This window comes from Pantoea sp. BJFS-204, from assembly GCF_049310725.1.
In the GTDB taxonomy this organism is placed as follows: domain Bacteria; phylum Pseudomonadota; class Gammaproteobacteria; order Enterobacterales; family Enterobacteriaceae; genus Pantoea; species Pantoea agglomerans.
In genome coordinates, this window is sequence record NZ_JBMOWE010000011.1 from 65770 (window position 1) to 90632 (window position 24863).

Here is a 24863-nt window from a genome sequence, read left to right on the forward strand (position 1 = left end):
TGATGGCACAACAAGTGGCACTCTATGCAGTGCCACTTTTCGTTTGGGAATCTCAGATGAAATATAATGTCACAGAGCCACATAGAGCATATTTGTATTTTCCTCATCTTGAAAATTTTCATTTGAAAATTAATGAGCTATTATCAGCGCACAATCTGACTCATGTTGATTACAGCGCAGTTCTAACTCACATCGGTGAAACTCTAGATCAGATTTATTTACCAGATTTTGTTATTTCCTTCGATATCTGGCTGAGCTTACAGCCTACCTCAGTAACTGACCGTTATACTCATTACTTCAAGAACAGTGATGGAAGCTGGCGTTCGTCAATCTCAAAACAAAATGCATACATTGAGAAACTCGCTGCACATATTTGTGCAAGTACCCTCGGTAACTTGTCCCTTTTTCTTGACCGTCTTGATGCTGATTTCAACTTACTTGAGAAAATTTTCGGTATTCAAGCCCTTACCTGTGCAAGTTCAATCGAAATTCTTGGCGGAGACCGCCATGAAAATGGGCAGCAGCCGATTCTTTTAACTCTGAATGATCAACGTATTATATATAAACCAAGAGACTCGTGTATAGAGTCAGTACTCAATGAGATTTGTGAGATTATCGGCATGAAAAGAGTCTGCCCTGAGACTCTGAGCAGGAACACACATTTGTGGCAGGCTTACATAGATAATCGCCCTCTTCATTCTCTGGGTGAAGCCCGGGATGTTTACCGGCAGTATGGAAATATCCTGGCACTAGTCGATCTGCTAAATATCAATGACTGCCATTTCGACAATTTCATTGTTGATCAAAATCGTGTTTTCCTGATAGATGCAGAAACCAGCTTTCAGTATTACTTTGAAGATAACCCTGACCTTGAACGTTCAGTATATCAGAGTGGCTTACTTCAGAGCGAGGAGGTAGTAATTAACGGCATCGGACACACATCGGCTCTGACGGCGGCCACTAACATATTTCAGTCTTATACACATCCCCATGCACTTAACGACGCCAGTGAACGCATTCAGGTACGCTATGAACACGGTTTCATTAAAAAAACCCAAAACTATCCTCACTTTGAAGGGAAGCCTGTCCAGTCCCTGAAATATGTCCCGGATGTTATCCAAGGATATGAAGAGTCCTATGAGAAAATTAAACAAAAGTCAGATGATATTCTTGCCTGTATTACGGCACATGATGAAATTAAACCCAGATATTTAATCAGGACGACAGCCTATTATATGTTGGTGATCAATAAGATCATACATCCTGATGTAAGCCGCACCATTGATACTGCTTTCCCGTCACTTATTAATGAGTATCTTCTTTATGAAAGTGCGCACCCACGCTTTAAGTCACTTGTTAATTATGAAGCTCAATGCCTTAAAAACTTCGACATTCCTATATTTTATATTCGTTGCAATACTAAGTCTTTATTCGATTCTAATGGTAAAGTTATTAAAGACTTCCTGACTCAGACTCCACTTGAGCAGATTAAGTCCAATTTTCTTCTGCCTGCCTCTTATCTTATCAGGCAGCGTGAACTTATCGTCAGGAGCATGCATGCTCATCTCGGCACACGATAATCGTACGATTACTTTCCTTGGGCAGAACAGCCATGGTTCTGATGAATCCTGGCTGATGAGACAAACATATATAAACTTAATGTCTCAGCGTGGGCCTGTGGCAGTGGTTGTTGAATGTCCTACTATTGATCTTATTTTGTTTGCACTGAAACGACATTCTCTGAGCAGTACTGCAATGGCGAAGTTTCTTGCTTCATCAACCTATTGGTGGATGAGATCTCTTGAATTCAGGATGTTGCTGATGAATCTGCCTCCAGATGCAGATATTTTCGGCATTGATCTGCCGCTTACGACAACGCGACAGAGGGGCTATATCTCTGCGCTGAGTATATTGAACAGTCCTGCCGGATCGGTTTTATCTGAGTTGCTGAAATTTGATGCGGCTAACAATGAGGTCTTAAGCAGTGCTACGCCCGAACAGCGGGAGAAAGCCATGGCAGATAAGCTTTGCGTCATTCTCAGTAATAACTATCCGGAAGTAATTGTCATCTGTCATAACTTTCATGCTAGTCGCCATTCCTGGTTAACATATCCATCTCTATGTCAGAGGATAATCGGGCTGAATCAGTTCAATCTATCTGTTAAATCACTTAGTGTTTTTTCTCAAGAGATGAAATTTATTGCCACACCCGATGGAAAAACACTCGACTCATATCAAATAAGAAATGCGTGTGTGCATAGAGGCGACTATTACCGTGTAAAAATGATCTCATCTTACTACCGAAATGAGAAACAGGATGCCCTATTAATGAATATATGTGCACCTCTGCATTTTGATGAAATCATTGTGTACGCGTCTGGTAACCCCATTACAGTGGAGAATTATAATGTATAAGATAAAAGATAAGATAATCTTGGTAGTATATTCGGTCTCTCTGCTGCTTCGTTCGTCTCCGAAGCTTTCTTTGCTTTTTATGGTTTTAATCACAATTCAGGGTCTCCTGCCGACGCTGAGTGTGATGACAAGTATCCATCTTGGAAACGTCATCAGCAGTGATGATCGTACCGGTTTAACAACCATTGCCATATTGTGGGCGCTGACTTTCGTCATCCCCGGGATTCTCTCGCCGATTATCAGCACACTACAGAGTATCCTTAACTCCAAAGCTACTTTTCTGACACAAAGGAAAATAATGGAGGCAGCCTGCCGCATTGATGATTTAATGCTGATTGAATCTCCTGAACTTCATGACGACCTGGAAGTACTGTCCCGTGAAGCGGCGCACCGCCCGCTCAACCTGCTGGTCAATCTGATCGATATATTTAGAGGGACCCTGACGCTGCTCAGCCTTTCATTGGTTCTGGCTTCAGTAGTATGGTGGCTGCCGCTGGCGTTCCTGCTCCCGCTCATTCCCGTGACGTTCGCTGTAGCGTATTCGCAGATAGATATCTTCAAAGCGATGCTCGGGAAAGGGATGCCTGCGAGGAGGATCAAATATTTTCTCTCCGTTTTGCTGGACGTGAAACTTGCAAAAGAAATACGGCTCTTTAACCTTTCCGCTTTTTTCCTTGATAAACATCAACAAGCTTTCAATGAACTTGAAGACGAACTCAATAAGGTACGAAAGAAACAGTTGATGCGTCCGCAGCCCTGGAATCTGCTTTACCTGATCTGTGCACTGGGCATGATGTTCTGGTTTGTAAATTATCTCACAACCGGGAAAATCACTGTAGGAGGGTTACTGGGGACTATCCAGTCCATTTCCTTCTTTGGTCTTTCCTGTCAATGGATGGTGTACTCTTTTGCTAGTGTGGGTGTCTGTTTTGGTTTTTTTGCTCGGCTAAAGTCTCTCGAGGCCGTAGCTGACATACCTAAGTTGGGCATAAAAGAAGAATGGCTGGAGCCGATAAAAGAGATTCGGTTTGAAGACGTGTCATTTGCATATCAGCCAGGCAATTTCGTACTGAAAAACATTAATCTCACTCTTCGCGCTGGCGACCATCTCGCTATAGTGGGTGAAAACGGCGCGGGTAAAAGCACGCTGATGAAATTGCTTTGCCGACTTTATAGTCCAACATCGGGGCGCATCACCTGCAACGGCAAGGACATCGCCGGAATTGATATTCAGCAGTGGCGCCGCCGCCTTAGTGCTATATTTCAGGATTTTGGACACTATAATCTCAGTATAAAAGAAAATGTCACATTCACTCATATTACTACCCCGGAAACAGAGCGGGATTTTCAAAATGCCTGTGCAAAAGCCCGTTTTTTACTTGATGCGGGGACAACACCAGACACCCTGATCGGTAAGGAATATGCTGGCACGGAACTGTCGGGCGGCCAGTGGCAGCGTTTGGCTCTCGCCCGTGCCCTGTATTCTCCTGGAGAGTTGGTTATTCTTGACGAGCCCACAAGCGCGATGGATCCCCGTGTTGAAGCAGAAATATTCCGTCAGTTCTCTTCCCTGGTTCAGGGCAAAACAGCTGTTATGGTCACTCATCGTCTTGGCGTGGTGAAGCACGCAAGTTTCCTTATTGTTCTCAGAAAAGGTGAGATCGTTGAACGGGGAACACCGGCAGAACTGGAACAAGCACGCGGGGAATATTACTCTCTGCTGACGTTGCAAAGGGAACAATATAAGTATGGAGAAGATAAAAATGATGAAATGGCCTGACATAATGCACCTTCTCACCGATATAAGAAGCATTCTGATGCTGATGTGCATGTTCTGGGTGATGCCGGGACAGGCAAGAGAATACGTCGCTGATAAAGATTATTTCGAACTGCCTGATACTGTTACGGGCGTACCTGACGTGTTGAGCTATTTTTCTTTCAACTGTCCGCACTGCTATTATTTCGAAATGAAATCCAATATTAACAATTTTATTGTTGCTTCACTCCCTAATGGTACGACCTTTGAACGTTATCATGCATCAAGAATTGGCGCTTCAGGCCGTGATTTGACCCGTGCCTGGGCCGTAGCAGTTTTCCTTCATAAACAGACTGAAATGACACCTATTCTGTTCAGGGCGATGCAGCAGTCACACTCTGTACAAAGTGAAACTGACCTTCAGAAATTATTTATTGATCAAGGTATTTCTGTTGATAAAATAAAAACGCTATGGAATTCCACAGAAATTACTGCCTCTGTAAACCGCCAGGACAGGCTGGCTGAGCAATTGGGCTTAAGATTCGTGCCAGCCTTCTTCGTTAGGGGAAAATATCTGGTGAATAATATGGCGCTCGACACTTCCACAGATGAGAGTTTTGAGAAAGACTATGCTGGTGTTATCCAGTATCTGCTGAATAAAAAGCCAGCTGTCGCCGGAAATGCTTCAGGTGCTCATCCGTGAAATGAAAGGAGGGAGCCGATGATATCTCCCCACATGCTCACTTATCTGGCTGGTTTCCGGCATCACTGATATGAAAAACGGCTTCAACGGCCTGGCATCAAAGGTGCAGAACACGCTTAGCACTGACACGTTCGGCGGCCACCTGTTCATTTTCCGTGGTCGCCGCGGCTACATTATATCGAAGCGGCCTGTATGTCGCACGCCAGTAGAAAAATCCACGACGTTCACGTCCGCACCCCAACTGATATTACCACCGAGGCGCTGAAGCGCATCGGTGAGCTGTACTCCATCGAAGCGGAGATACGTGGCAGCCCTGCAAAGGAGGGACTGGCGGTCCGTAAAACCGAGTCCGCGATCTGTTGCCATTGAAGGTAGACCTTACCTCGGCTTGAACGTTAATACGGTCTAAATGCGATGCTTACCTTCGACCGCGAATGATCGCTTTAACAATACAATGGGCAGGGCGGTCAGAGCGAGGAACGAACAGCCTGAGCGGCGTGGCCGTCATGGGGTAAAGGTTCTGGCGGTATGGCCGATACTCACTGATACTGTCGGCGCGATTGTAAGTACATCCGATGGCCTTGCCTTTTCCGTTGTGGATACTATGACTGGCCCTTTATGACTCAGGCCGGTCTTTTTTATCCTTTCTCTGCCCGGGCAATGGCCTGCTGCATAACCTGTTCGCTGACCACGCCCGGGATAACCGTGGTGTTATCCTGTGTGGCGTTCTCAGCAGGCATCACGATAATGCCCGGCGTCCCCGTAAGGCCCAGCATCTCAGCCAGGTCAGCATTGTTCTCAATAATCTGGTCGGAGGCAGCATTACTATCGTCTGAAGCGTTACCTGCACCGGCAGCAACGGCGGCTTTCTCAATATCTTCTGCCGTCAGTTTCCCTTCGTTATGCCCTGTCTGGTAAATGCCGTTGTGAAACGCCATGTACGTGTCTGCGCCGTGTTTCCTGTAAATGCTAAGGCCGCGGCGTGATGCCTGCTCTGATTCCGGATAACGGGCGGCAAAAATGGTCCAGTCCCGGAATGCAAAGCGCACGCCGGCGTTTGCAGCCATCACCTTTTCCATCACCGGCGCCATCATGCTGCAGGCGATACATTCATAGTCAAAGAACTCAGTCACGATAACCTTTGAGTCAGCCGGCCCTTTCACGGGAACGCCATCAAGCTGCATCAGCAGCCGGTGTGTTTTCAGCGCTGACTGCACGTAAGTCTGCTGCTGCATTGCCTGTTGCCGCGCCTGTAGCTTTTTGCTCACCTCTATGAGCACGTCCGGGTGCGCGACCAGATAGTCCGCCGCAATCTCGCCGATGCGGGCCTGTTGTTCGGGGCTAAAAGTTTCCGCGCCGGTCGCGCCGGACTGTACTGAAAACAACGAGGAGCTCATGGCCAGCGCAAAGGTGGCCATCTTAAGGGTCTGTTTCATGATTTATCTCATATGCCTGCCCGGAGCAGACTGAAGGTGAGGAGGCCACAATGAGTGCGGCCACGCTGATTTTTAACGTTCTTTCTGAATGTTCCTGGAGGGTGCATGTGACAATTCGGGTGGCATTCGTTCCGGAGCATCATGCTGAACCGGCCTGCTGAGACCTGCCGCAATCTCTCTTTCCGTCCGGGCGGCGGCTGAAAGCTCAGTAGCCAGTTCTGTATCGCCCTTGCCCGAATGTACTGGCTGCTCCCGGCTCTCCTCCGGCATCCTGATAATTTCCGGAGAATCCTGCCGGGTATCTTCCAGAACCCGGCCGGCAAGTTTCACCTCGTCCGTTACAGACCTGGCATCTGGGATCTCAGATTTCTCACTGTCTGTCATCTCCTGTGGAGCAGCCCGACTGAGGTCTTTGGCAAGCTTTTCCTCTCCTGCCACATCTGCCCGACTGTCACTGGCCATAATCTGCGCCTCCGGGACGACAGGAACGTCAGGCTGATGACTGTCTCTCCTTACAAGGTCTCTGACCGCAGCGTCGCCAATGTCGGCAGGTACCGCTGTTGACACCGTATCTTCCGGAACGGGCGGTGTGTTCTGCACACTATTAACGGCTGCTCTTACCACCGTTTCAGCTACGGGCTCCAGGCCTCCTGAAATCTTTAGCAGCTGTTGTGACGGCGAGTCGTTTCCGGTTTTAAGCAGAATGCCGGACGTGGGATGCTTTCTCGCCGTGCTGAGCGCCTCGTCCAGTGTGTTCACCACCAGGGTTTCACCGTTCCGGCTTTTCTGCAAAAGCGCCGCCTGTCCGCCGGTAGTGATAATCCGCCTTTCGGTACCCCGACTTACTTCACCACTGCCGGGACGAAGCGGCACCATCGTCAGGCCCGCCGCTTTACCGTTACCGTCGTACACCGGCAGGGCCAGATGAGGCTCAGGGAATGTTCGCGTCGGTGGGATAATACGGGCAGTAACCGGGCTGCCGCTCAGGCCGTTTGACCGCAGAAACGCGCGACCGATGGCCGTTTTTGACGCGGCCTGCCCCATCGCCCAGATTTGCCTGGCCTGAACGCGCTCCGGCTCCGGCATCAGCGCGTCATGCGCCGTGGACGGCGCGTTTTTTCTGCCCCCGAGCGTCTTTGTCCAGCCATCTCTGTCATCGGTAATTATCTGAACGTGGTCCTTTGCACGCGAGACGTTGATATAAAACGCCCGTGCGCCACTCATTTGCTTGCGGGCACCCTCAGGGTTTCCAGCAGAACCGCATCAGCCGTTCCCTCACCTTCCTGCTGGCTGAACAGGTCTTCACGCACAACACCGCCTGCCGCTTCATATGTTTCACGACCCACGAAGAGAAAACGTTTATCCGTGATCGAGATTTCTTTATCGGTAATGAGCTTTCGTAACATGCTGACGGGCAGGTTAGACCACGTTGCTTTCACCTCTTCATAAACACGCACCTGACGGGCCTGATCGTCTTCAAGGCAGAGCGCCTGGCACTGCTCGACCGTCAGCTGATCGTCTGCCAGCAGCTTAAGCAGTGATGGCGCGAGGTTTGCGAGTTTCAGCATGCGCTGAACGTGACGGGTGCTGTAGCCCAGCCCGGCACCAATCTGCTCGGGGGTTTTTCCCTGATAAGCCAGGGTACCGAAGCTGGCAATCTGTTCTGCCGCATGCATATCACTGCGCTGCGCATTCTCGATGTAGGAAACCAGCGCGGCCATTTCCGGGGAGACGCGTTTAAAAGGCACCTGATAATCAGAAGTCAGAAACTGTTGTGAGAGCAGCAGATTCAGGGCAGTAAGGCGTTTGCCGCCTGCAGCCACCGCCAGTTCACCGTCCGGCAGTTCGTGGGCAACCAGATTCTGCAACAGGCCGACCGACTTAATGGTTGCCGCCATGCTCTCAACGCTTTCAGTGGAATACGGAATGGTACGGGCATTAAGCAGCGACATGATGAACACGGAGAGAGGCGCGTATTCAACCGGCGCGGCTTCAAGCGCCGCTTTGACCGCCGCCTGTTCGGCGTCGCTCACTTTATTAACGCTGGTTTTTTTTGGGGCTTTTGCTTTAACATTGGCTACTGACATCGTTGATACCTCATGAGATTAATGACTGTCTCGCCCTGCAGAGTGGCTGCTCCGCAGGGCACCTTTTAACTGCTTACTGCGCTTTGCGAATACCGTAATCACCGATATAACGGTTCAGCCAGTAACCCGCGTTTGCTTCAAAATTCCATGCTCTCCAGACCAAGTCGCCGTCCTTACGCACGACCAGGCGAAAGTGCGTACCCTGATCGTCTTCGATAGCAACATTGGCGTACTGCGCAGCGATTGCCGTCGCCTGCTCACGCGTATAGGTGTCATCCGGTAAGCGCACAACTGCTGGCTGTTCCACTGATATCTCCTGTCTTTTTTCCCTTAAAACCATCACCCGTTGAGTTGCCGGGGCCGCGGTCTTGACGTTTTGCGGGGAACTGCTGCTTGCTCCCCTGGTTGTAACCTTCACCCGTTTGAGAGCCGTTCGCCGCAAAGGGCGCAACGAGCACGGGCCGGCGCAGATGTCCGGGAGCGAGCGGAAAAATTTTTGGCCACATAAAAAATTTTCCGGCGAGAGGCTTCAGCCGTCCCTGGACAGCCAGACGGTTTGTGCTTGTCTCAGCCCCGGCGAAAGGACTCATACGGGCGAAACAACCCATGAGGAAAGGAGGAACCCGCCGCAACGGCGTGACGCGCGGGCGCGAAACGACGTTGCCCCTTACATCCCGCAGTGTGTGATGGCGGGATACATGGAACGCTGTTTACGGCGTGACTGAGTGGCGCAGCCGGAACGGCTGCTGTGAGCGGAAGGTGTTGCGTCAGGATGGAAACCCGCTGCCCCGGAACGGGGCCGGGCAGAGACGGCTCGCCGGCTCTGTGCGAAGCATGACAGCCGACAGGACGCCCGGTGAGACAAAAAACTGTCTGCATAAAACGGGTGAAACCGGCAGTACTGGCCGCTGACTATGCGTAACAATGCTGAGAAAATGGCAGTGAAAGCCGTTTTGATGGATCACATACTCAACGGCGGTGCGGTGGCTGCGCCGTCAGGCGCATGTCTTCCCGCCCCGCCGCCGCAGGCGAAGGTTTTTCGGCGGGCTGACAGGCGGCCTGAACCGCCTGACTGTGCTGGTTACCCTTTCCCGCCCTGCTGAATAAAGTGGCCACCGATGTAAACGGCACTCTGACAGGTCATGAAATAACAGATTTCATCCATGATCTCCTCCGTCCTCAGCTCTTTCAGGCCGTCGGTTCGGCGCTGCGCATTCACAAGGGCTTTATACTGACGCAGGATGTCGCGGGTTTGTGGTGACAGTTTCATTTTTTCTCCTTTACGGCAGGGCTTCCCCTGCCGGCGTCATCAGTTGCTGAATACAAAGCCGTCGTGCAGTACATAGCCGCTGCTGAACAGGTCGCGGGCATAGGCTTCATAGTCGAAATAAGAGCGCAGCGGCTCCGGAACGTCATTCAGAAGGCCGTTGTCTTCAACCAGCTCATACGCGTAATCTTCCTCCGTTTCTGCCTTCCCCCTGTACGCATCATCAAATGCGTCAAAATCACACTAGCCCGAGTAATCCGCCCAGGCAACAAAGGCGTCTTACCTGCCCTATTCTTTCGCCTGCTTCCAGGCCGCGATGAAATCCCAGTCGATTGAGGATTCAGAGACGAATTTAGACGGAATGCCCTCCCAGTCCTGAAACATAAATTCAGGATCTTCTTCAGAGGCGTGGAGTTCGCGACACGCGTCGTGAAACTCGGTCTTTTCCTCAAAGTCATTGAGATCAAACCATTTCCCGAAAATGCTGCCGCAGTTGTATTTATGGTAAGTCCCGACGTATACCGCTGGTCCGCTAAATGTCATAAGAAATCCTCCGCAGTCAAAGTTGTCTCAGCTCCGGCCTATGCCGTGCCTGAATGACAGCCCGACGAAGAGACGCAGTGGTCAAGCGTGAAGATGAGGCCGCAGCGCAAGCGAGCGGAGGCGTGATTACGCACGGCGATGACGCGAAAACTGAGCGGAAGCGCGACGGAAGTAAACGTGGCGGAGGGAGTGCGAACGGGCGAAGGAGACGCGCTTTACCACAAAGCGATCGGGCTACAGTGAAGGCACGGCACTAGCCGCTATACGCACGAAGCCTTATCTTCTGCACGCCGACGGCGTGCATAAAAAGCGGAGCACGACGACATCATTATGTGATGCAAAGTAAATTCCGGTCCGCTCTCAGCTCGGATGAAACTGTTTATTCTGTGCAGGTAAAAATTATTACTTTGAGGTGGGTAAAGTTTTTTGGTGATTAACCGATAAAAAAACTTAACTCAATTTATTAAAATAATAAATGTGGGATTGAACAAGTTCGAAAAAAAGACTGTTCTTAACTTATTTTTCACGAAATGCCCTATTAAGAGGGCATAACTATGTCATTCCTTATTTACTGTAAAAACAACCACCCAACTTTTCAGTGAGGAGCACTCTCAATGTACCGTGAAATCGACGTTGATGTTGACGCTAATAGCTGGCCAGGCGTTGGCAAGATTCCCAGTTTCCCGTCTACTTTCACTGCGGGCACCAAAACTTTCGATTTGAACATCAATTCCATGTTACTGATGATCGGCTACCTAACAACACCGATTTCTGTAACTGGCGTTTCGCTTGCAGAATTTTGGGCATGGGTGAGATATTTAGCAGCGATCACCCCCCATGACGCTGACCTTCGCTTGACAAAAAGCTATGCAGATCTTGATGCGCATCAAAAAACCATTCTGAGTGATGACTTCGGAATGGGAGTGCCAATGGTCTGGCTCATGAAACATTTACCATTGGTTGATATTGTCGACGGCCGCTATTTTTTGCAACGCTACGGTGCGAATCATGGCGCATATCAACATCGAACAGCAAAGCGAGGGCCAAACAAGACGCCTGATTTCGTGATACGAGACCTCAATGGTGACTGGCATATTATAGAATGTAAGGGAACTCAATCTGGCGAGGTTTTCAGGGATCGCCAAATTGATTCAGGTATATCTCAGAAACTTTCCATCAAATTCCCTCACACCCACACAGGCCAAAGATTGGTCTCAGGCCTCAGCATCGGTATTGAGGATGGTAATCCAAGTCACCTAAAGGTCATTGATCCATCCCCCCAAGATCCTGTAACAATTACCGAGAGGGAATTGGAGTTTGCAAAGGATGCTGCAATCCGTGGTGTAATGGCCAAACTGCTTCGGTCTACAGGCTTTGAAACTACTGCAGAGGCGGTAGCCGCGCCGTTCGGAAAACCGGAAGCAATGCATCCCTCGACAAAAAGAAAAGATAAAAAACGTGTTGAGTTCCTTGCAGATCGAGACCGCCGCGCACGTGAAGAGTTGCTGGAAAACAACTTGAGACATCACATTTTCGGGGGCCATTATCGCGGTAGAGAGGTTACATTCCAATTGCCGAGGCCAATCTTTATTCGTGGTGTAGAGACTTCAAAAGTTACCGTAAGACAAGGTATCAATATTGACGCAATCGATCTGCTCAGAGAGCAACCAACCATTGACGCGTTGGTCGAACCATCACGGAACCATTGGGTCGATATGATGGGAGAAAACATTATTCACGATGACGAAAAAAATGCGACATTGCAAATTGGAAATGTATTTCGATCAGAATTAATTCTTGAATGATGACCTATTGGACAGATGTAACTCATTCAATTTTATTCAAACCATCGGGACCGTAAAGTTTTTTCTTATGTTACTACGCGGAAAGCGGAACACCTCCGCTTGCAGTACTTATTATCCATCCCTAGCTTATTAATAGCCCTAGCAAAGCGGAGTAGTAAACGACCTCTAAATCACGAATAGACACGTTCGATTTTACGTTATGCATTACGAATACTATGAGCAACGAACTGATATTTAAATGCTTATTTTGGTGGCGAAGCTCAGCAAATCATTTTATGCTGACTTCATCGTAGTTCAGTTTAAAATTATCAACATTTGCTTTACATATCACGTCAATATGTAAAATGAAAGTTTATCTTCTTTCATTGCCTCACAACGAGAAAAAACAAGTCAAAAGGATTTATGATGCTCAGCAACGAATTTTTGCGATTTTTCCAAACTTTAGATACAGCAGATGTACATGGTGATGTCAGAAAAATGGCGAATCTTGTGTGGAATAATATAAATACTATTATCCCGTTAAGTACTGCACACGGCCAACGGATCAAACATATCGTTGGTCTAGCACAGCCCGCCTGGGAGACCCTTAGCTTGGAAGTCCAGCCACTGGCTGAGCAGAACGTTGAACGTGTCTATGCCTTTAGTCGGCTCAGAAGCCTATCCGTTGGACCGTTCAGAGGATTTGCCAGACAGGAGGAATTTGATCTAGATTCGCGTTTGGTTCTGATTTATGGTCCCAATGGTACCGGGAAGTCTAGTTTCTGCGAAGCACTTGAATATACATTACTGGGAAGCGTTGCAGAGGCTGAAAATAAGCGCTTTCGTAATCAAACCGACTATTTTAGAAATGCATACGTCAATCAGTTTTCTGCACCTGTAATTACTGGTGTTGGAACTCAAGGGCAGGATGTGGCGATTGTAGATAACGATGCACAACACCGCTTTTTCTTTATAGAAAAAAACCGCATCGATAGCTTTTCAAGAATTGCGGCGCTGGCTCCGGCAAGGCAAACCGAACTTATTTCGACTTTATTCGGACTGGACGCATTCAGTGATTTTGTCAGAAATTTTAGTACGGAAATTGATGCCAAATATATCGATAAGATGGGAATAAAAGCCGCTCAGTTAGCAGAAAAACGCCGCACACTCGAGGGAGCTATCCAGCATCTTGAAACGGGTAAGACAGATCTTGTTGGTGTGGTTTCTGAGGAACAGATGCTGGCATCTGGCTATCGCGAGGGCCTGTCGTACCAACAGATGATAATCGAGTTGAAAGGGAATGAGCAAAATATTGGAGCTATCCGGCAGCTTGAGGAAGAGTTACAGGCGCCTATTCCGAATAAGAGTTACCTAACCTGTTCGATATTGAAAGAATTAGGTTGCTCTGTTGAAAATATATTAGCCGACCTGAATACTAAACAAAAGCAACTGACAGAAGAGAGTCAGCAACTTTCTTTTAAAAAATTGTTCGAAGCAGTCGTTCAGTTAAAGAGTATCAGTCCTGAACAATGCCCTGCATGCCATACACCACTCCAGCAAGTCACAAAAAACCCCTATAGTCACTCCAGTGAGGAATTGCTGAAGCTTGAGTTTTTATCATTCTTACAGGGAGAAATAGGTCTACTGGAAAAATCGATCAGCCAGAAGATATACAAGATCTCGCAAATTGTTGACGCCTGTTGTCAGTTCTTTCCTCATGAAAATGTTCTCGAAACATTCCGTGAGAATAATGGCATAGCTTTGTGGTGTAATCTGCGTCAACCAGCAGTAGATGGCATCTCTCCCTGGTCTTTTTTGGAGAAACAGGTATTGCAGTTGGAAGACGAAGATAAAAAAACAGAAGCTACTGCTGAATTACGGGAATCTTGTCAACGTAAGCTTACGCAACTACGCGATTCAGAACGCCAGATAACAATATTACAGACTAGAAGAATTTCGATTGAAAGGGCCATCACAACAGCTCAGTTGATGATTGATAATTTTGACACGGAAAACAGGCAGCTTATTGAAGAGGTTGAATTAGAGAAGTTCGCAGTAATAAAAAATCTCGAGATATCAGCAGCCTACTCCCAGTTCGTATTGCATTTAAATGCTTATAAAGACGGTTTACCTCAGCAGTTGGTTGCAAATCTCGGAGACAGCATTGTTACTCTTTATAATTCATTCAACCGTAATGACCCTCCTCGAGAAAAGCTCGCGAGTATCAAGCTCCCCCTGATACAGAATCAACGGCTAGAGGTAGCATTCCATAGCAATCCATCACAATATTTTGATGCCCTACATGTGCTCAGTGAGGGACATGTACGCTGCATAGGTTTGGCTATTTTATTGGCAAAAAACATTAGTGAGCAATGCCCAATTTTAATATTTGATGATCCGGTCAATGCTATTGATGACGATCACAGGGAATCTATTCGAAGAACGCTTTTTGAAGAGACCTTTTTTGCAGATAAGCAAATAATTCTAGCCTGCCACGGAGAAGAATTCTTCAAAGACATACAAAATTTACTGCCTGCCCAAGTAGCTGCACAGTGCCGGACTTTCAGCTTTTTACCAGGTCAGGCCGAATCGCATATCTGTGTGGATTTTAACTGTGCTACTAGGAACTATATTCTTTCTGCACGAAACCACTATGAGCGTAATGAAATAAGGGAAGCGTTAGCTAAGTGCAGGCAGTCACTTGAATCTCTGATGAAGGGGAAGGTGTGGCGTTATTTAAGTAAACACGGTGACGGTAACCTCAGTATAAAACTGAGGTCAGCAACTGCACCTATTGAGCTTCGTAATCTATCAGAACAATTGAAAAGACAAATTGGCCGCGCCGATTTTAATGCGCCAGATAAAAATTCCGTTTTTTCTCCCATCGAGATTTTGATCGGTTTTAACGGAGAATCACGTGAATGGCGATATCTCAATAAAGGTACTCATGATGAAAACGATAGGGAAGAATTCGATAGGGCAACAGTAGAAGCCATGATAGATGCAATCGAAAAGCTCGATCAGGCTGTGAGTTAATATTAAGTCTAAATTCTTTGTTGATGTGGTTTTGCAGAGGAACTTCCATATGAAGTGGTCGATAAAAGTTGGCCACTACAGCATCTGGCTCGAAGTGGGCCTGCGATGTGGAAAGCCTTCAACGAGCTAAACTGATGTTGACATTTTTTAAATTTATTCCATTGGATAAACCATCTATTATTTTATCAAGTGTGAATGTCGATGAAATCATTGGTTCAGTACTAATCATAATACTGAAATTAAAAAAGCATTTAATTCAAGGAGTTTATTAAATGTCGCTATTTAAATATTTTCGCTCAGGTATCTATCTTGAGAAAGCATTGAGGTATAACGAGCTTTATTTTTCAGCAAATCATGAACTCAACGATCCTAATGATCTTGTCTCGTTTTATGAATTTGAAGATGATGAGTCATTGTGGCACCGATTATTGGGCCTTCCGAAGATATCTGAGAATTGGGAGATACGAAATCTTTATTGTTCAGAGAAGGATTTTGTACCGGCTCTCAACTCATTTTTTAAAGGCCGACGTATTTCTTCTGATTTCTTTTCACTTCAGGAGTTCTTCAAAGAAATTAAATTTGAGTTAGATATATTTCTAACGCCTTTCCTAAATAGTCGTTTTATTAAAGATTCCAAGGAGGGTGAAACGTTAGCGTTTAGACTTGAATCATTTAAGCTTGGACTTAAAGAGTTACTTGCAAGAAGTGTTAACATGAAGTTTTTCAGTGTATCTTTTTCAAAAGATGCTTTAAACCCCATGATGTGGGCACATTACGCTGACGGTTTCAAGGGGTGCGCAATAATATACAAAGCTGAAAGTGACATAATTAAATTGAGTGAAAATATATATTCTGGCCATTACAAATCCATTAGTGTATTGGATGTAGATTATGATGATGGAGATAAATCAATCCCTCTATTAAGATGTGCAGATGCAGCTGATAAATACACTCTAATACAAGATAAACTACTAATAAAAAACAAGTTTTGGCATTATGAGAATGAAAAGAGAGCATTTATCGTTAGTGAACAAAAACCAGCTTTCGTAGCTAGCATGCCTAAAGAGAATTATAAAGTTGATCCTAGGGAAAAAATTTACCATCATTTACCAAATGAGATTCTAGGAGTAATATTTGGACCAAACTTTGACACAGCAAAAAAAGATAAAATAGAACACATTCTCAGAACAAATAGATATTACAGCAAAAGTGGAGATTTCTTAATATTTGAAACAAAACTATCTTCTTCAGGTGATATTACAGTTAGAGAAGGCAGAAGGTGTATTGTCACCAACCCTATTGATAAGACAATGAGCAACATGTCTGAAACCTTCGAAGATGAAAAACTTGAAAAATTAAAAAATTACGCAGGGATTAAAAAATACACAAGCAATAAATTAACAGCCTAAGATTATGATTGATTAAACACGTTATTATCGGCAGTTCATCTACACTATAATCTGCCGATAATAATAAGACTACTAGAAGAACTCGCTAATAAATCAGCCAAAATAAAATATTAGATTATGTTCTAGTACACACCAGGATAGTAATCACAAAGCCCATTCGGCTAACTAAAGTTATTTAGTAATCGGAATATCCTTTAATCTTGTGGTATAGCGTGGCGACAGCATTTCACGTTTCATCTGCCATGAACTGTCGCGATCACCCTGACCCGCAAAAAAGACTTTTCCTTTCCCGGATCGATTAATACCATCCAGTGCTGCCATTAGCGCGTCTGCGTTCGCACGCGGCTGCTGCTCACTGAACATGTCAAACTGCGCAACACCTGACTGATAAAAATCTCCCAGCATGACGCCAGCCTTCGCATACCGGTAACCCTCCTGCCAGATGGTGCTGAAGCCACTTAGCGCTGACTCAATTATGTCGCGGGTATCGTTCGTCGGATAATCACAGATGCGAGAGGCGGTATTCGAATATTGCGGTTCATTACCGTGACGAGCGGTGGCGATGGAAACACTGATATGTCGGCAGCGCGAATTCTGCTCCCTGAGTTTTTCTGCCGCACGTGTGGCATACAGCACGATTGCCTGCTGCATGTCTTCCAGTTTTGTGACTCTTTCGCCAAAAGATCGCGAGTTTAAAATGTGCTGCTTTGGTGGCGGGGCATCTTCCAGTGTAATGCAGGGCTCACCATTAAGTTCGCGAGTAGTGCGCTCAACAATAACGTCAAAGTTTTTACGTATCATGCTGATGTTGCTGTCAGACAGCTGCAGAGCCGCTGTGTTCCCCAGCTGATGCATGCGTTTGGTAATGCGCGGGCCAATCCCCCAGATATCACCGACGTCGGTCAGGTGCAGGAGTTTTCGCTGCCGGACTCTACTGGACAAATCCACAACGCCCCCGGTCTGCGTCCACTTCTTTGCCGCATGGTTGGCCAGTTTGGCCAGTGTCTTCGTTGGTCCGAATCCTACGCCAATAATCAGCCCGGTTTCACGCCGGATGCGCTCACGCATCTGCTGACCAAATGTCTCAAGGGAGATAAGGTCACTAATCCCGGTCACGTCCAGGAAAGACTCATCGATGGAATAGACTTCCTGTCCCGCGGCCATCTCACCCAGTATGGCCATCATGCGCGCTGACATGTCGCCGTTTATGTGGAATGGAAAATCTACAGGATTAGTTCGAATTTGAATGACCGCTATGAGCGAAAAGCGGACCTTGATCGATTACAACTTATTTATCGACGTACTCTATATCTGACCTGCAAGATAAAAAACCACCAAAAATATATGTTTTACCGAATGTATAGTTGCTCGCTACCCCCTACTTAGCGATACTGCTCACTGTTTGTTAAACAGGAGTTGTAATGCTTCAGCTTAATCCTCTACAGCTTTTCAAAACGCTTTCTGACGAAACACGGCTCAGTCTGGTGCTGTTGCTGCGGGAAAAGGGAGAACTTTGCGTCTGCGAACTCACAACTACTCTCAGAGAATCTCAGCCAAAAATTTCCCGTCATCTTGCGTTACTCCGGGACGCCGGTCTGCTTATCGACAGGCGTGATGGCAAGTGGATTCATTACCGACTGTCACCTCATATGCCCGTCTGGGCGGCAGCTGTAATTGAACAGGCTTATCTGTGCCAGCGGGATGACATCCTGCAGCTCAGCCAGCAGGCTGAGCGGGACAATGTAACCACCAACGGCAAGCCAATCTGCATTTAAATTTTTTAACTATTCATATGTGTTTTCCCATATGTATATTTTTAAGTTCTCTGCGCCAGGCCTGACAGGTGCAGTATTAAAGGAGAGTATATGTTTCTGGCGGGTGCGATTTTTGTTCTGACGCTGGTACTGGTTATCTGGCAGCCGAAAGGACTGAGTATTGGCTGGAGTGCCGTTATCGGGGGCGCTCTGGCGCTAATGACCGGCGTGGTGCATATCGGTGATATTCCTGCCGTATGGCAGATTGTCTGGAATGCGACGGCCACGTTTATTGCGGTCATCATCATCAGCCTGCTGTTAGATGAGTCCGGCTTTTTTGAGTGGGCAGCACTCCATGTTTCCCGCTGGGGAGGCGGCAGAGGAAGACTGCTGTTCACCTATATTATTCTGCTGGGCGCGGCAGTGGCATCGCTGTTCGCCAATGACGGCGCGGCGCTTATCCTGACGCCAATCGTTATTGCCATGCTCCTGGCGCTGGGCTTCAGTCCGGCTGCCACGCTGGCATTTGTAATGGCAGCGGGCTTTATCGCTGACACTTCCAGCCTGCCGCTAATCGTGTCGAACCTGGTCAACATCGTCACGGCGGACTTCTTTAAGCTGGGCTTCAGTGAGTATGCTTCCGTCATGGTGCCGGTGAATATTGCTTCCGTGGTGGCTACGCTGGTGATGCTGCATCTGTTTTTCCGCAAAGAGATCCCGGCAACCTATGACCTGGCGAAGCTGAAAGCGCCAGCGGAAGCTATACGCGACATGCGCACCTTTCGGGCCGGATGGTTTGTTTTACTTCTGCTGCTGGTCGGATTTTTCGGCCTTGAGCCCCTTGGAGTACCGGTCAGCCTGGTAGCAGCGGTAGGGGCGTTTGTTCTCTGGCTGGTTGCCCAAAAAGGACAGGTTATCGACACCCGCAAAGTGCTGAAAGGCGCGCCCTGGCAGATAGTCATTTTCTCGCTGGGCATGTACCTCGTGGTATATGGCCTGCGTAACGCCGGCCTGACGGATTACCTCTCTGCTGCTTTGAACCGTTTTGCTGAGTACGGCGTCTGGGGTGCCACACTTGGCACCGGCTTCCTGACTGCGGCACTATCTTCCGTAATGAACAACATGCCTACCGTGCTGGTTGGCGCGCTTTCGATTGACGGCAGCACGGCTCAGGGTGTGGTGAAAGAGGCAATGGTATACGCCAACATCATCGGCTGCGATCTCGGCCCGAAAATCACACCCATCGGCAGCCTGGCGACACTGCTGTGGCTACACGTGCTGGCTCAGAAAAACATCACCATCAGCTGGGGCTACTACTTCCGCGTGGGCATTGTGATGACCCTGCCGGTACTTTTTGTGACGCTGGCGGCGCTGGCCCTGCGCCTGTCTTTTCAACCTTAACCCCGGGGCTGCGTCTGTGCAGCTCCTTAACGGAGTACCGTTTATGACTGATATCACTATTTATCACAATCCGGCCTGCGGAACGTCCCGTAATACTCTGGCGCTTATCCGTAACAGTGGCGTGGAGCCAACAGTGATTTTGTATCTGGAGATGCCACCATCCCGCGACGAGCTTAAAAAGCTGATAGCTGATATGGGTATTAGCGCACGCGCCCTGCTGCGCAAAAATACAGAGCCGTATGAGCAGCTGGGGCTGGCAGAAGACCGGTTCAACGATGATGAACTGCTGAATGCGATGCTGGCTCACCCTATCCTCATCAACCGCCCCGTGGTTGTGACGCCGCTCGGCACAAGACTCTGTCGTCCGTCTGAAGCGGTTCTGGACATTCTGCCTGACCCGCAGCAGGGAGCATTTACGAAAGAGGACGGCGAAAAAGTCATTGATGAACACGGAAACCGGATGAGCCACTGATTTTTTCAGTGTGCTGCCGGCAGGAAGGGAGACGCAAAAACAGAAGCCGGCAGATGCCGGCTTTTTTCATATACTGCGCTGATTAACCCGCTCAGAGAGCTGCGCGGTACTTTCTTTCCTTTCGCTGTAGCGATCGGTCAGGTAGTCACTGCGCCCGCGCGTCAACAGAGTGAACTTCATCAGCTCCTCCATTACGTCCACGATGCGATCGTAGTAAGGCGAAGGCTTCATGCGACCATCTTCATCAAATTCAGCCCAGGCTTTTGCCACGGATGACTGATTCGGGATAGTAATCATACGCATCCAGCGCCCCAGAATGCGCATCTGATTAACTGCGTTGAAAGACTGCGAGCCGCCGCTGACCTGCATGACGGCCAGGGTTTTTCCCTGCGACGGGCGAACCGCACCTGACGTCAGCGGTATCCAGTCAATCTGCGCCTTCATGATGCCGGTCATAGCGCCGTGACGCTCCGGGGAGCACCATACCATGCCTTCCGACCAGAGAACCAGTTCGCGCAGTTCCACAACTTTGGGATGCGTTTCAGGGGCATCATCAGGCAGCGGCAGACCGGACGGATTAAAAATTTTGACCTCTGCACCCATTGCCGTCAGCAGCCGGGCGGCTTCTTCCGTCGTCAGCCGGCTATAAGATCGTTCCCGCAGCGAGCCGTAGAGCATCAGAATGCGGGGCGGGTGCGCCACTTCTGCAGCCCTCAGCTTATCTTCCGTCAGCGGCACGTCCAGGAGTGAAGTATCAACATTTTTCAGGGTATCGTTCATGTTATTCACAATGAGGTCTCTTCGTGAGTCGTCGCGGGTGACAGGCTGCAGCTACTGCCTGCGCAGCATTCCTCTGTAAGAAAGGCCATCAGTTGTTCAAGCTGCGTATAGCAAGGTCTGCAAAACAAGGTACGGCTCTGCCGTTCCTGGCTGATCAGGCCCGCGGACATCAGCGCCGAAATATGATGACTGAGCGTGGAGGGCGGAATACCGAGGCGCTTCTGCAGAACACCGACTGGCAGGCCGTCATGACCCGCTCTCACCAGCTCCCGGTATACGCTAAGACGGGTCGGGTGCCCCAGCTCCCGAAGCGCATTTGCTGCTGTTTTTAAATCCATACGCCCTCCTTAAACTATATTTCCAGAATAATAGAAATATAATCAGCGTCAAATATTTTTCCCCGGAATGGATGGCTCGCCCTTATCCCGGTTCGGTCCAGCAGAGGAAGGATGACGACGCCAGATCACTATGGAAATCGCCGTGATGAACAGGGTAAGGATGGCAGATAAAAGCAGCGTGCCGGGTGTGCCGTATTGCTCCAGCAGTATGGCGTAAACTGACGGCGCGAGCGCCGCGAGCAAAAAAGCGGGTGACAGCAGTAAGCCTGTTTTACGGGCATACTGCTGCGGATCAAACAGCACAAGAGGCAGGACGGCCTTAATGATCGTACTCAGTCCGTTTACAGCCCCGTAACTCAGAATAAAGATGGCTGTAGCCACCGGGGTAACATTCCCTGCAAGGCCAACCAAAAAGCATAATGGCAGAATAATGCCGGTAAACAGGCTCAGACGGATCGCTGAAGTACGTGCACCGGAAGCCACGTCCAGCAGTCTGGCGCTCACCTGTCCCACCCCCCACAACATACCCGCTACGGCGGGCATACCATAAGCGGCCAGTATCTGAGGAAAATGAGCGGACACGCCGGTGGAAACAAAGCTTATCAGCGCTATCAACGTGGCGTACCACAGGCCGCTGATGAAGGCTTTCCGGTCTTCTGCTGGTCCGATCGCCTGAAGAGCGGGCTGCCCGGCAACGGGAGGTTGACGCCGATAACCTGCCGGAACGGTGGTCAAAAAAAGCAGGCTGACAATGCCTGCACAGCCGTAAACGATAATGGCATGCCGCCAGTCGGTAAAGTGCAGTAGCGCAGCGCCAGCAGGCCAGAACGCGACTGACGCGAGACCACCCAGCAGTGTGACCAGGGTGATTGCCCGGCGGGCCTCTGCGCCTGCAATTTCTACAAGCAGCGCAAATGCGGCATCATACAGGGCAAGTCGCATGCCAGCTCCCATCAGGAGCCAGACGGCAACCCACGATGTTGTTGAATGGGTAAAAGCCATCAGAAAACAACCGAGGACTATGACGAAGGTTCCCACCATCATCACCGTACGCCCGCCGGTACGTGCTATAAGGGGGCCGGTAAGTGGCGAGACAAGCCCCATAACAAGCATGGCAATAGTCAGCCCGGAGAATGTCACAACTGGTGACCGGCCTGTCTCCGACATGATGGCGGTCCCGAAGACCCCCGGCATATAGAATGTGATACCCCAGTTGATTAGCTGCGTCATGCCAATGCAGAAAATGGTGCGGCCTGTCAGATGCCCGTCAGTCAACCCGTGCTCTCCGGAAATGTGGCGTCGCCCTGCCCGAGCGTACGCTGCAGGATGACCGTATCAAGCCAGCGTCCGTGCTTGAAGCCCACAGATCTGAGCGTTCCTGTAATGCTGAAGCCTGCCGCGCGATGCAGGGCAAGAGAGGCGCTATTTTCGCTGTTTCCAACTACGGCCACGAGCTGGCGAAAGCTGCGGTCCTCTGCCCATGTGACCGCACTCAATAACAACTTTTTTCCGATCCCCTGGCCCTGAAAGTTGGGGGCAATATATACAGAATTCTCCAGGGTGAATCTGTAGGCACACCGTTCCCGGTAGAGTGACAGGTAGCAGTATCCGCGGACATTGCCGTCCTCAACAGCCACAAACCAGGGCAGTCCTGCTGCACGCACCTTTTTCAGGCGGGCTGTCATTTCAGCCGGATCCGGCGGTTCAGTTTCAAAAGTGGCGGTGCCATGCAATACGTGATAAGCATAAATCTGCTGGATGGCAGGAATATGTCGTTCATCTGCTTCGGTTATTTCCATCGGTACGGCTCCTTCTGCGGTCATAAGCAGAGACTAACCGGAATGAATAATTTCAGACAGGCAGCAGGACTTATCAGCGGCATAAGGAAAATTTTGGCATGGCAAACCTGAACCTCGATCACCTGGCTACTTTCAGACTGGTCGTCAGCCGGGGCAGTTTCTCCGGAGCGGCTGAAGCACTTGGTCTGTCGCAGCCGGCAGTGAGCCTGCATATAAGACAACTGGAGCAGGCGCTTCAGGTCCGGCTTATTGAGCGAACCAGCCGGGGAGTAAGGCCCACGCCAGCCGGGCTGACTCTCGTTGAGCACAGCATGAAAATTGATGCAGTGGTAAGTACAGCAGTTGAATCGGTGTGCCAGCATTCTGATGAGATAACCGGCACTGTTACTGTTGGCACAGGCGCAACGGCCTGTATTCATTTACTTCCCCCCTTACTACAGCAACTGCGGCAGGCCCATCCCCTGCTGAAGGTGGACGTACGCACAGGTAACACTTCCGATATAGTGCGGGGCGTGGAGGAAAATCGTATAGATATTGGCCTGGTGACTCTGCCAGCTGCAGGTAAAAACCTGAGCATCATCCCGCTGGGTACGGATGAGTTTGTTGTCATCATGGAAAAGGATGCATCAGAGCCGAGTGCGAAAATATGGAATCCGGGCGCTTTGCTGCCGCTGCCGCTGATTATCTTTGAACCGGGAAGCGGGACACGCGCCCTGATTGACCAGTGGTTCCGGGAGACGGGACATATTGCCTGCCCGGTCATGGAGCTTGGCAGTATCGAAGCTATTAAAAGAATGGTCCGTGCCGGTCTTGGCTACAGCATTGTTCCCAGAATGTCCGTTGCATGCATTGAGGAAAGATCGGGGCTCGATCTTTACTCTGTGACGCCCTCTCTTCACCGGACTCTCGGGACAGTCATGCGGGAAGACCGGATTGTAAGCAGAGGTATCAATGAAGTGCTGAAAAACCTAAACAGCAGTTTTGCAAAAAACGAAATCAGATAAATATTCTTCGATATCTAAACCGGACAGGTCTACTCTCTCCGGCGAAGTATCACTACAGCTTTTACCAGCTACCAATGTCCGCTTTTGGCACAAAGCGGACTGACGTCGGGCTAATGTCCGCTATGAGCGAAGAGCGGACCTTTTTTGGCAAAGATTTATATATTCCAATTGCTTTAAATATCACTTTCTGGCGAAGCGCCTTAATGGAAATCAAGTAGAGCATCAATTAATATCCAAAACCTATGGAAATAAACCTTTATGGCTTTATGCCAGCACTACTCCCTGTTGCACTGTCCCCCGGAGCAAGCTTCACTCTTGTTATGAATGGAGCTCTGGCTGGCGGTTACAAAGGACTATTCAGAACGCTTGCCGGAACAGCCTTGGGTATATACACACATGCGGTTCTCATAGGGCTAGGTATAACCGCTGTGATCATCTCGTCTCCAGCAACTTTTGCGGTGTTGAAAGTTTTCGGAACCGCCTATCTGCTCTGGTTAGGAGCAATGCTCATCCGCAGCGGGATAAGGTCAAATGCCAGCGGGCTTGCTGTTACGAAACATTCGGTGACTTTAAGAGAGGCCTGGATAGCTAATATTTTGAATCCTAAAGCCATCATTTTTTATCTGACAGTCGTTTCGCAGTTCGCAGGGATACAGGGAGGCGTCTACAACTATCTGACATTGGCAACAGTACATGTCGTGGTCATGAGCGTTTGGCTTTTCGCTGTCAGTCAAACACTTATATTTTCAGTAAAAAAAACAAATCCATTAATGCTCAAAAAATACGTCAACATTGCCGGCGGGGTGTTGCTCATTGCTTTTACTCTGCACAGCCTGACCCAGTAACTCATCACCTTTAGCAAAAATGTCCGCTTCTGGC

Annotated in this window: 21 protein-coding genes and 4 pseudogenes; 14 read left to right on the forward strand and 11 right to left on the reverse strand. The window is 48.7% G+C overall.

Features of this window, described 5'->3' with window-relative positions; all coding sequences use genetic code 11:
- The first annotated feature begins 2 nt into the window (after window positions 1-2).
- The 6 genes and pseudogenes from ACO6VX_RS21510 to ACO6VX_RS21535 all read left to right on the forward strand — a co-directional run.
- Window positions 3-1580, forward strand: coding sequence for a type 2 lanthipeptide synthetase LanM (locus ACO6VX_RS21510; protein ID WP_163640950.1), 1578 nt, complete (start codon window positions 3-5; stop codon window positions 1578-1580).
- Window positions 1558-2415 carry a hypothetical protein gene (locus tag ACO6VX_RS21515; RefSeq protein WP_422431941.1) on the forward strand — a complete coding sequence of 286 codons (858 nt, stop codon included), beginning with the start codon at window positions 1558-1560 and terminating at the stop codon, window positions 2413-2415. Before ACO6VX_RS21510 ends, ACO6VX_RS21515 begins: the two co-directional genes overlap by 23 nt.
- Window positions 2408-4195: an ABC transporter ATP-binding protein gene (locus ACO6VX_RS21520; RefSeq protein ID WP_163640947.1), complete on the forward strand. Its 1788-nt coding sequence runs from the start codon at window positions 2408-2410 to the stop codon at window positions 4193-4195. Before ACO6VX_RS21515 ends, ACO6VX_RS21520 begins: the two co-directional genes overlap by 8 nt.
- Window positions 4164-4874 carry a DsbA family protein gene (locus tag ACO6VX_RS21525; RefSeq protein WP_163640945.1) on the forward strand — a complete coding sequence of 237 codons (711 nt, stop codon included), beginning with the start codon at window positions 4164-4166 and terminating at the stop codon, window positions 4872-4874. Before ACO6VX_RS21520 ends, ACO6VX_RS21525 begins: the two co-directional genes overlap by 32 nt.
- Window positions 4875-4944: 70 nt before the next feature.
- Window positions 4945-5043 (forward strand): annotated as a pseudogene (tnpB, locus tag ACO6VX_RS21530) (IS66 family insertion sequence element accessory protein TnpB); the annotation flags it as partial.
- An 11-nt stretch (window positions 5044-5054) separates the two neighbouring features.
- A pseudogene (locus ACO6VX_RS21535) lies at window positions 5055-5225 on the forward strand (IS66 family transposase); the annotation flags it as partial.
- A 287-nt stretch (window positions 5226-5512) separates the two neighbouring features.
- Here ACO6VX_RS21535 and ACO6VX_RS21540 read toward each other — a convergent pair.
- The 6 genes and pseudogenes from ACO6VX_RS21540 to ACO6VX_RS21565 form a co-directional block, all read right to left on the reverse strand.
- A complete protein-coding gene (locus ACO6VX_RS21540) occupies window positions 5513-6310 on the reverse strand; it encodes a thioredoxin domain-containing protein (protein WP_172607971.1) in 798 nt (265 codons plus the stop codon).
- Between the two features lie 72 nt (window positions 6311-6382).
- Window positions 6383-7534 carry a conjugative transfer relaxase/helicase TraI domain-containing protein gene (locus ACO6VX_RS21545; protein WP_172607972.1) on the reverse strand — a complete coding sequence of 384 codons (1152 nt, stop codon included), beginning with the start codon at window positions 7532-7534 and terminating at the stop codon, window positions 6383-6385.
- 17 nt (window positions 7535-7551) lie between these two features.
- Window positions 7552-8397: pseudogene (locus ACO6VX_RS21550) on the reverse strand (ParB/RepB/Spo0J family partition protein); the annotation flags it as partial.
- Window positions 8398-8470: 73 nt separating this feature from the next.
- Window positions 8471-8737 carry a DUF905 domain-containing protein gene (locus ACO6VX_RS21555; protein WP_422458293.1) on the reverse strand — a complete coding sequence of 89 codons (267 nt, stop codon included), beginning with the start codon at window positions 8735-8737 and terminating at the stop codon, window positions 8471-8473.
- A gap of 741 nt (window positions 8738-9478) precedes the next feature.
- Window positions 9479-9667, reverse strand: coding sequence for a hypothetical protein (locus tag ACO6VX_RS21560; protein ID WP_422431932.1), 189 nt, complete (start codon window positions 9665-9667; stop codon window positions 9479-9481).
- A 39-nt stretch (window positions 9668-9706) separates the two neighbouring features.
- A pseudogene (locus tag ACO6VX_RS21565) lies at window positions 9707-10207 on the reverse strand (antirestriction protein ArdA).
- Between the two features lie 614 nt (window positions 10208-10821).
- Here ACO6VX_RS21565 and ACO6VX_RS21570 point away from each other — a divergent pair.
- The 3 genes from ACO6VX_RS21570 (at window position 10822) to ACO6VX_RS21580 (ending at window position 16436) form a co-directional block, all read left to right on the forward strand.
- The gene (locus tag ACO6VX_RS21570) at window positions 10822-12012 is read left to right on the forward strand and encodes a hypothetical protein (RefSeq protein ID WP_422431930.1); all 1191 of its coding nucleotides are present in this window, start codon (window positions 10822-10824) and stop codon (window positions 12010-12012) included.
- Window positions 12013-12417: 405 nt separating this feature from the next.
- On the forward strand, window positions 12418-15027 hold the full coding sequence (locus ACO6VX_RS21575; protein ID WP_422431929.1) for an AAA family ATPase: 2610 nt from the start codon (window positions 12418-12420) through the stop codon (window positions 15025-15027).
- Between the two features lie 272 nt (window positions 15028-15299).
- On the forward strand, window positions 15300-16436 hold the full coding sequence (locus ACO6VX_RS21580) for a DUF2971 domain-containing protein (RefSeq protein ID WP_422431927.1): 1137 nt from the start codon (window positions 15300-15302) through the stop codon (window positions 16434-16436).
- 171 nt (window positions 16437-16607) lie between these two features.
- Here ACO6VX_RS21580 and umuC read toward each other — a convergent pair whose 3' ends face one another.
- Window positions 16608-17714, reverse strand: a complete 1107-nt coding sequence (gene umuC / locus ACO6VX_RS21585) for a translesion error-prone DNA polymerase V subunit UmuC (RefSeq protein WP_422458294.1) — start codon at window positions 17712-17714, stop codon at window positions 16608-16610.
- A 143-nt stretch (window positions 17715-17857) separates the two neighbouring features.
- Between umuC and ACO6VX_RS21590 the strand changes: the two genes are divergently transcribed.
- The 3 genes from ACO6VX_RS21590 to arsC all read left to right on the forward strand — a co-directional run bounded on the left by ACO6VX_RS21590 (window position 17858) and on the right by arsC (window position 20063).
- Window positions 17858-18211 (forward strand): metalloregulator ArsR/SmtB family transcription factor, encoded by a 354-nt coding sequence (locus tag ACO6VX_RS21590; RefSeq protein ID WP_028722306.1) that lies wholly within the window; start codon window positions 17858-17860, stop codon window positions 18209-18211.
- A gap of 90 nt (window positions 18212-18301) precedes the next feature.
- Window positions 18302-19591, forward strand: coding sequence for an arsenic transporter (locus ACO6VX_RS21595; protein WP_033769960.1), 1290 nt, complete (start codon window positions 18302-18304; stop codon window positions 19589-19591).
- Window positions 19592-19634: 43 nt separating this feature from the next.
- Window positions 19635-20063, forward strand: a complete 429-nt coding sequence (gene arsC, locus ACO6VX_RS21600; protein WP_028722307.1) for a glutaredoxin-dependent arsenate reductase — start codon at window positions 19635-19637, stop codon at window positions 20061-20063.
- 66 nt (window positions 20064-20129) lie between these two features.
- On the opposite strand, the gene arsH is transcribed toward arsC, so the two are convergent.
- Genes arsH through ACO6VX_RS21620 form a run of 4 tightly spaced genes read right to left on the reverse strand, consistent with a single transcriptional unit; the run spans window position 20130 to window position 22980 of the window.
- On the reverse strand, window positions 20130-20843 hold the full coding sequence (gene arsH, locus ACO6VX_RS21605) for an arsenical resistance protein ArsH (RefSeq protein WP_028722789.1): 714 nt from the start codon (window positions 20841-20843) through the stop codon (window positions 20130-20132).
- A gap of 5 nt (window positions 20844-20848) precedes the next feature.
- Window positions 20849-21181, reverse strand: a complete 333-nt coding sequence (locus tag ACO6VX_RS21610; RefSeq protein WP_033769959.1) for an ArsR/SmtB family transcription factor — start codon at window positions 21179-21181, stop codon at window positions 20849-20851.
- 48 nt (window positions 21182-21229) lie between these two features.
- A complete protein-coding gene (locus ACO6VX_RS21615) occupies window positions 21230-22456 on the reverse strand; it encodes an MFS transporter (RefSeq protein ID WP_033769958.1) in 1227 nt (408 codons plus the stop codon).
- Window positions 22453-22980, reverse strand: a complete 528-nt coding sequence (locus ACO6VX_RS21620) for a GNAT family N-acetyltransferase (protein WP_014606056.1) — start codon at window positions 22978-22980, stop codon at window positions 22453-22455. The genes ACO6VX_RS21615 and ACO6VX_RS21620 overlap by 4 nt, the downstream gene beginning before the upstream one ends.
- A gap of 98 nt (window positions 22981-23078) precedes the next feature.
- On the opposite strand from ACO6VX_RS21620, the gene ACO6VX_RS21625 reads away from it, so the two are divergent.
- Window positions 23079-23984, forward strand: coding sequence for a LysR family transcriptional regulator (locus ACO6VX_RS21625; RefSeq protein WP_028722792.1), 906 nt, complete (start codon window positions 23079-23081; stop codon window positions 23982-23984).
- Between the two features lie 242 nt (window positions 23985-24226).
- Window positions 24227-24829 carry a LysE family translocator gene (locus ACO6VX_RS21630; RefSeq protein WP_029519298.1) on the forward strand — a complete coding sequence of 201 codons (603 nt, stop codon included), beginning with the start codon at window positions 24227-24229 and terminating at the stop codon, window positions 24827-24829.
- Window positions 24830-24863: the final 34 nt, after the last annotated feature.

Bases quoted from the DNA above. Each gene is read 5' to 3' on its own strand.
- ACO6VX_RS21540 (WP_172607971.1), bottom strand. From the start codon at position 6,310: ATGAAACAGACCCTTAAGATGGCCACCTTTGCGCTGGCCATGAGCTCC.
- ACO6VX_RS21570 (WP_422431930.1), top strand. From the start codon at position 10,822: ATGTACCGTGAAATCGACGTTGATGTTGACGCTAATAGCTGGCCAGGC.
- ACO6VX_RS21545 (WP_172607972.1), bottom strand. From the start codon at position 7,534: ATGAGTGGCGCACGGGCGTTTTATATCAACGTCTCGCGTGCAAAGGAC.
- ACO6VX_RS21620 (WP_014606056.1), bottom strand. From the start codon at position 22,980: ATGGAAATAACCGAAGCAGATGAACGACATATTCCTGCCATCCAGCAG.
- ACO6VX_RS21520 (WP_163640947.1), top strand. From the start codon at position 2,408: ATGTATAAGATAAAAGATAAGATAATCTTGGTAGTATATTCGGTCTCT.
- ACO6VX_RS21590 (WP_028722306.1), top strand. From the start codon at position 17,858: ATGCTTCAGCTTAATCCTCTACAGCTTTTCAAAACGCTTTCTGACGAA.
- ACO6VX_RS21525 (WP_163640945.1), top strand. From the start codon at position 4,164: ATGGAGAAGATAAAAATGATGAAATGGCCTGACATAATGCACCTTCTC.
- ACO6VX_RS21510 (WP_163640950.1), top strand. From the start codon at position 3: ATGGCACAACAAGTGGCACTCTATGCAGTGCCACTTTTCGTTTGGGAA.
- arsC (WP_028722307.1), top strand. From the start codon at position 19,635: ATGACTGATATCACTATTTATCACAATCCGGCCTGCGGAACGTCCCGT.
- ACO6VX_RS21610 (WP_033769959.1), bottom strand. From the start codon at position 21,181: ATGGATTTAAAAACAGCAGCAAATGCGCTTCGGGAGCTGGGGCACCCG.
- ACO6VX_RS21580 (WP_422431927.1), top strand. From the start codon at position 15,300: ATGTCGCTATTTAAATATTTTCGCTCAGGTATCTATCTTGAGAAAGCA.
- ACO6VX_RS21575 (WP_422431929.1), top strand. From the start codon at position 12,418: ATGCTCAGCAACGAATTTTTGCGATTTTTCCAAACTTTAGATACAGCA.
- ACO6VX_RS21625 (WP_028722792.1), top strand. From the start codon at position 23,079: ATGGCAAACCTGAACCTCGATCACCTGGCTACTTTCAGACTGGTCGTC.
- ACO6VX_RS21515 (WP_422431941.1), top strand. From the start codon at position 1,558: ATGCTCATCTCGGCACACGATAATCGTACGATTACTTTCCTTGGGCAG.
- ACO6VX_RS21560 (WP_422431932.1), bottom strand. From the start codon at position 9,667: ATGAAACTGTCACCACAAACCCGCGACATCCTGCGTCAGTATAAAGCC.
- ACO6VX_RS21595 (WP_033769960.1), top strand. From the start codon at position 18,302: ATGTTTCTGGCGGGTGCGATTTTTGTTCTGACGCTGGTACTGGTTATC.
- ACO6VX_RS21630 (WP_029519298.1), top strand. From the start codon at position 24,227: ATGGAAATAAACCTTTATGGCTTTATGCCAGCACTACTCCCTGTTGCA.
- arsH (WP_028722789.1), bottom strand. From the start codon at position 20,843: ATGAACGATACCCTGAAAAATGTTGATACTTCACTCCTGGACGTGCCG.
- ACO6VX_RS21555 (WP_422458293.1), bottom strand. From the start codon at position 8,737: ATGGTTTTAAGGGAAAAAAGACAGGAGATATCAGTGGAACAGCCAGCA.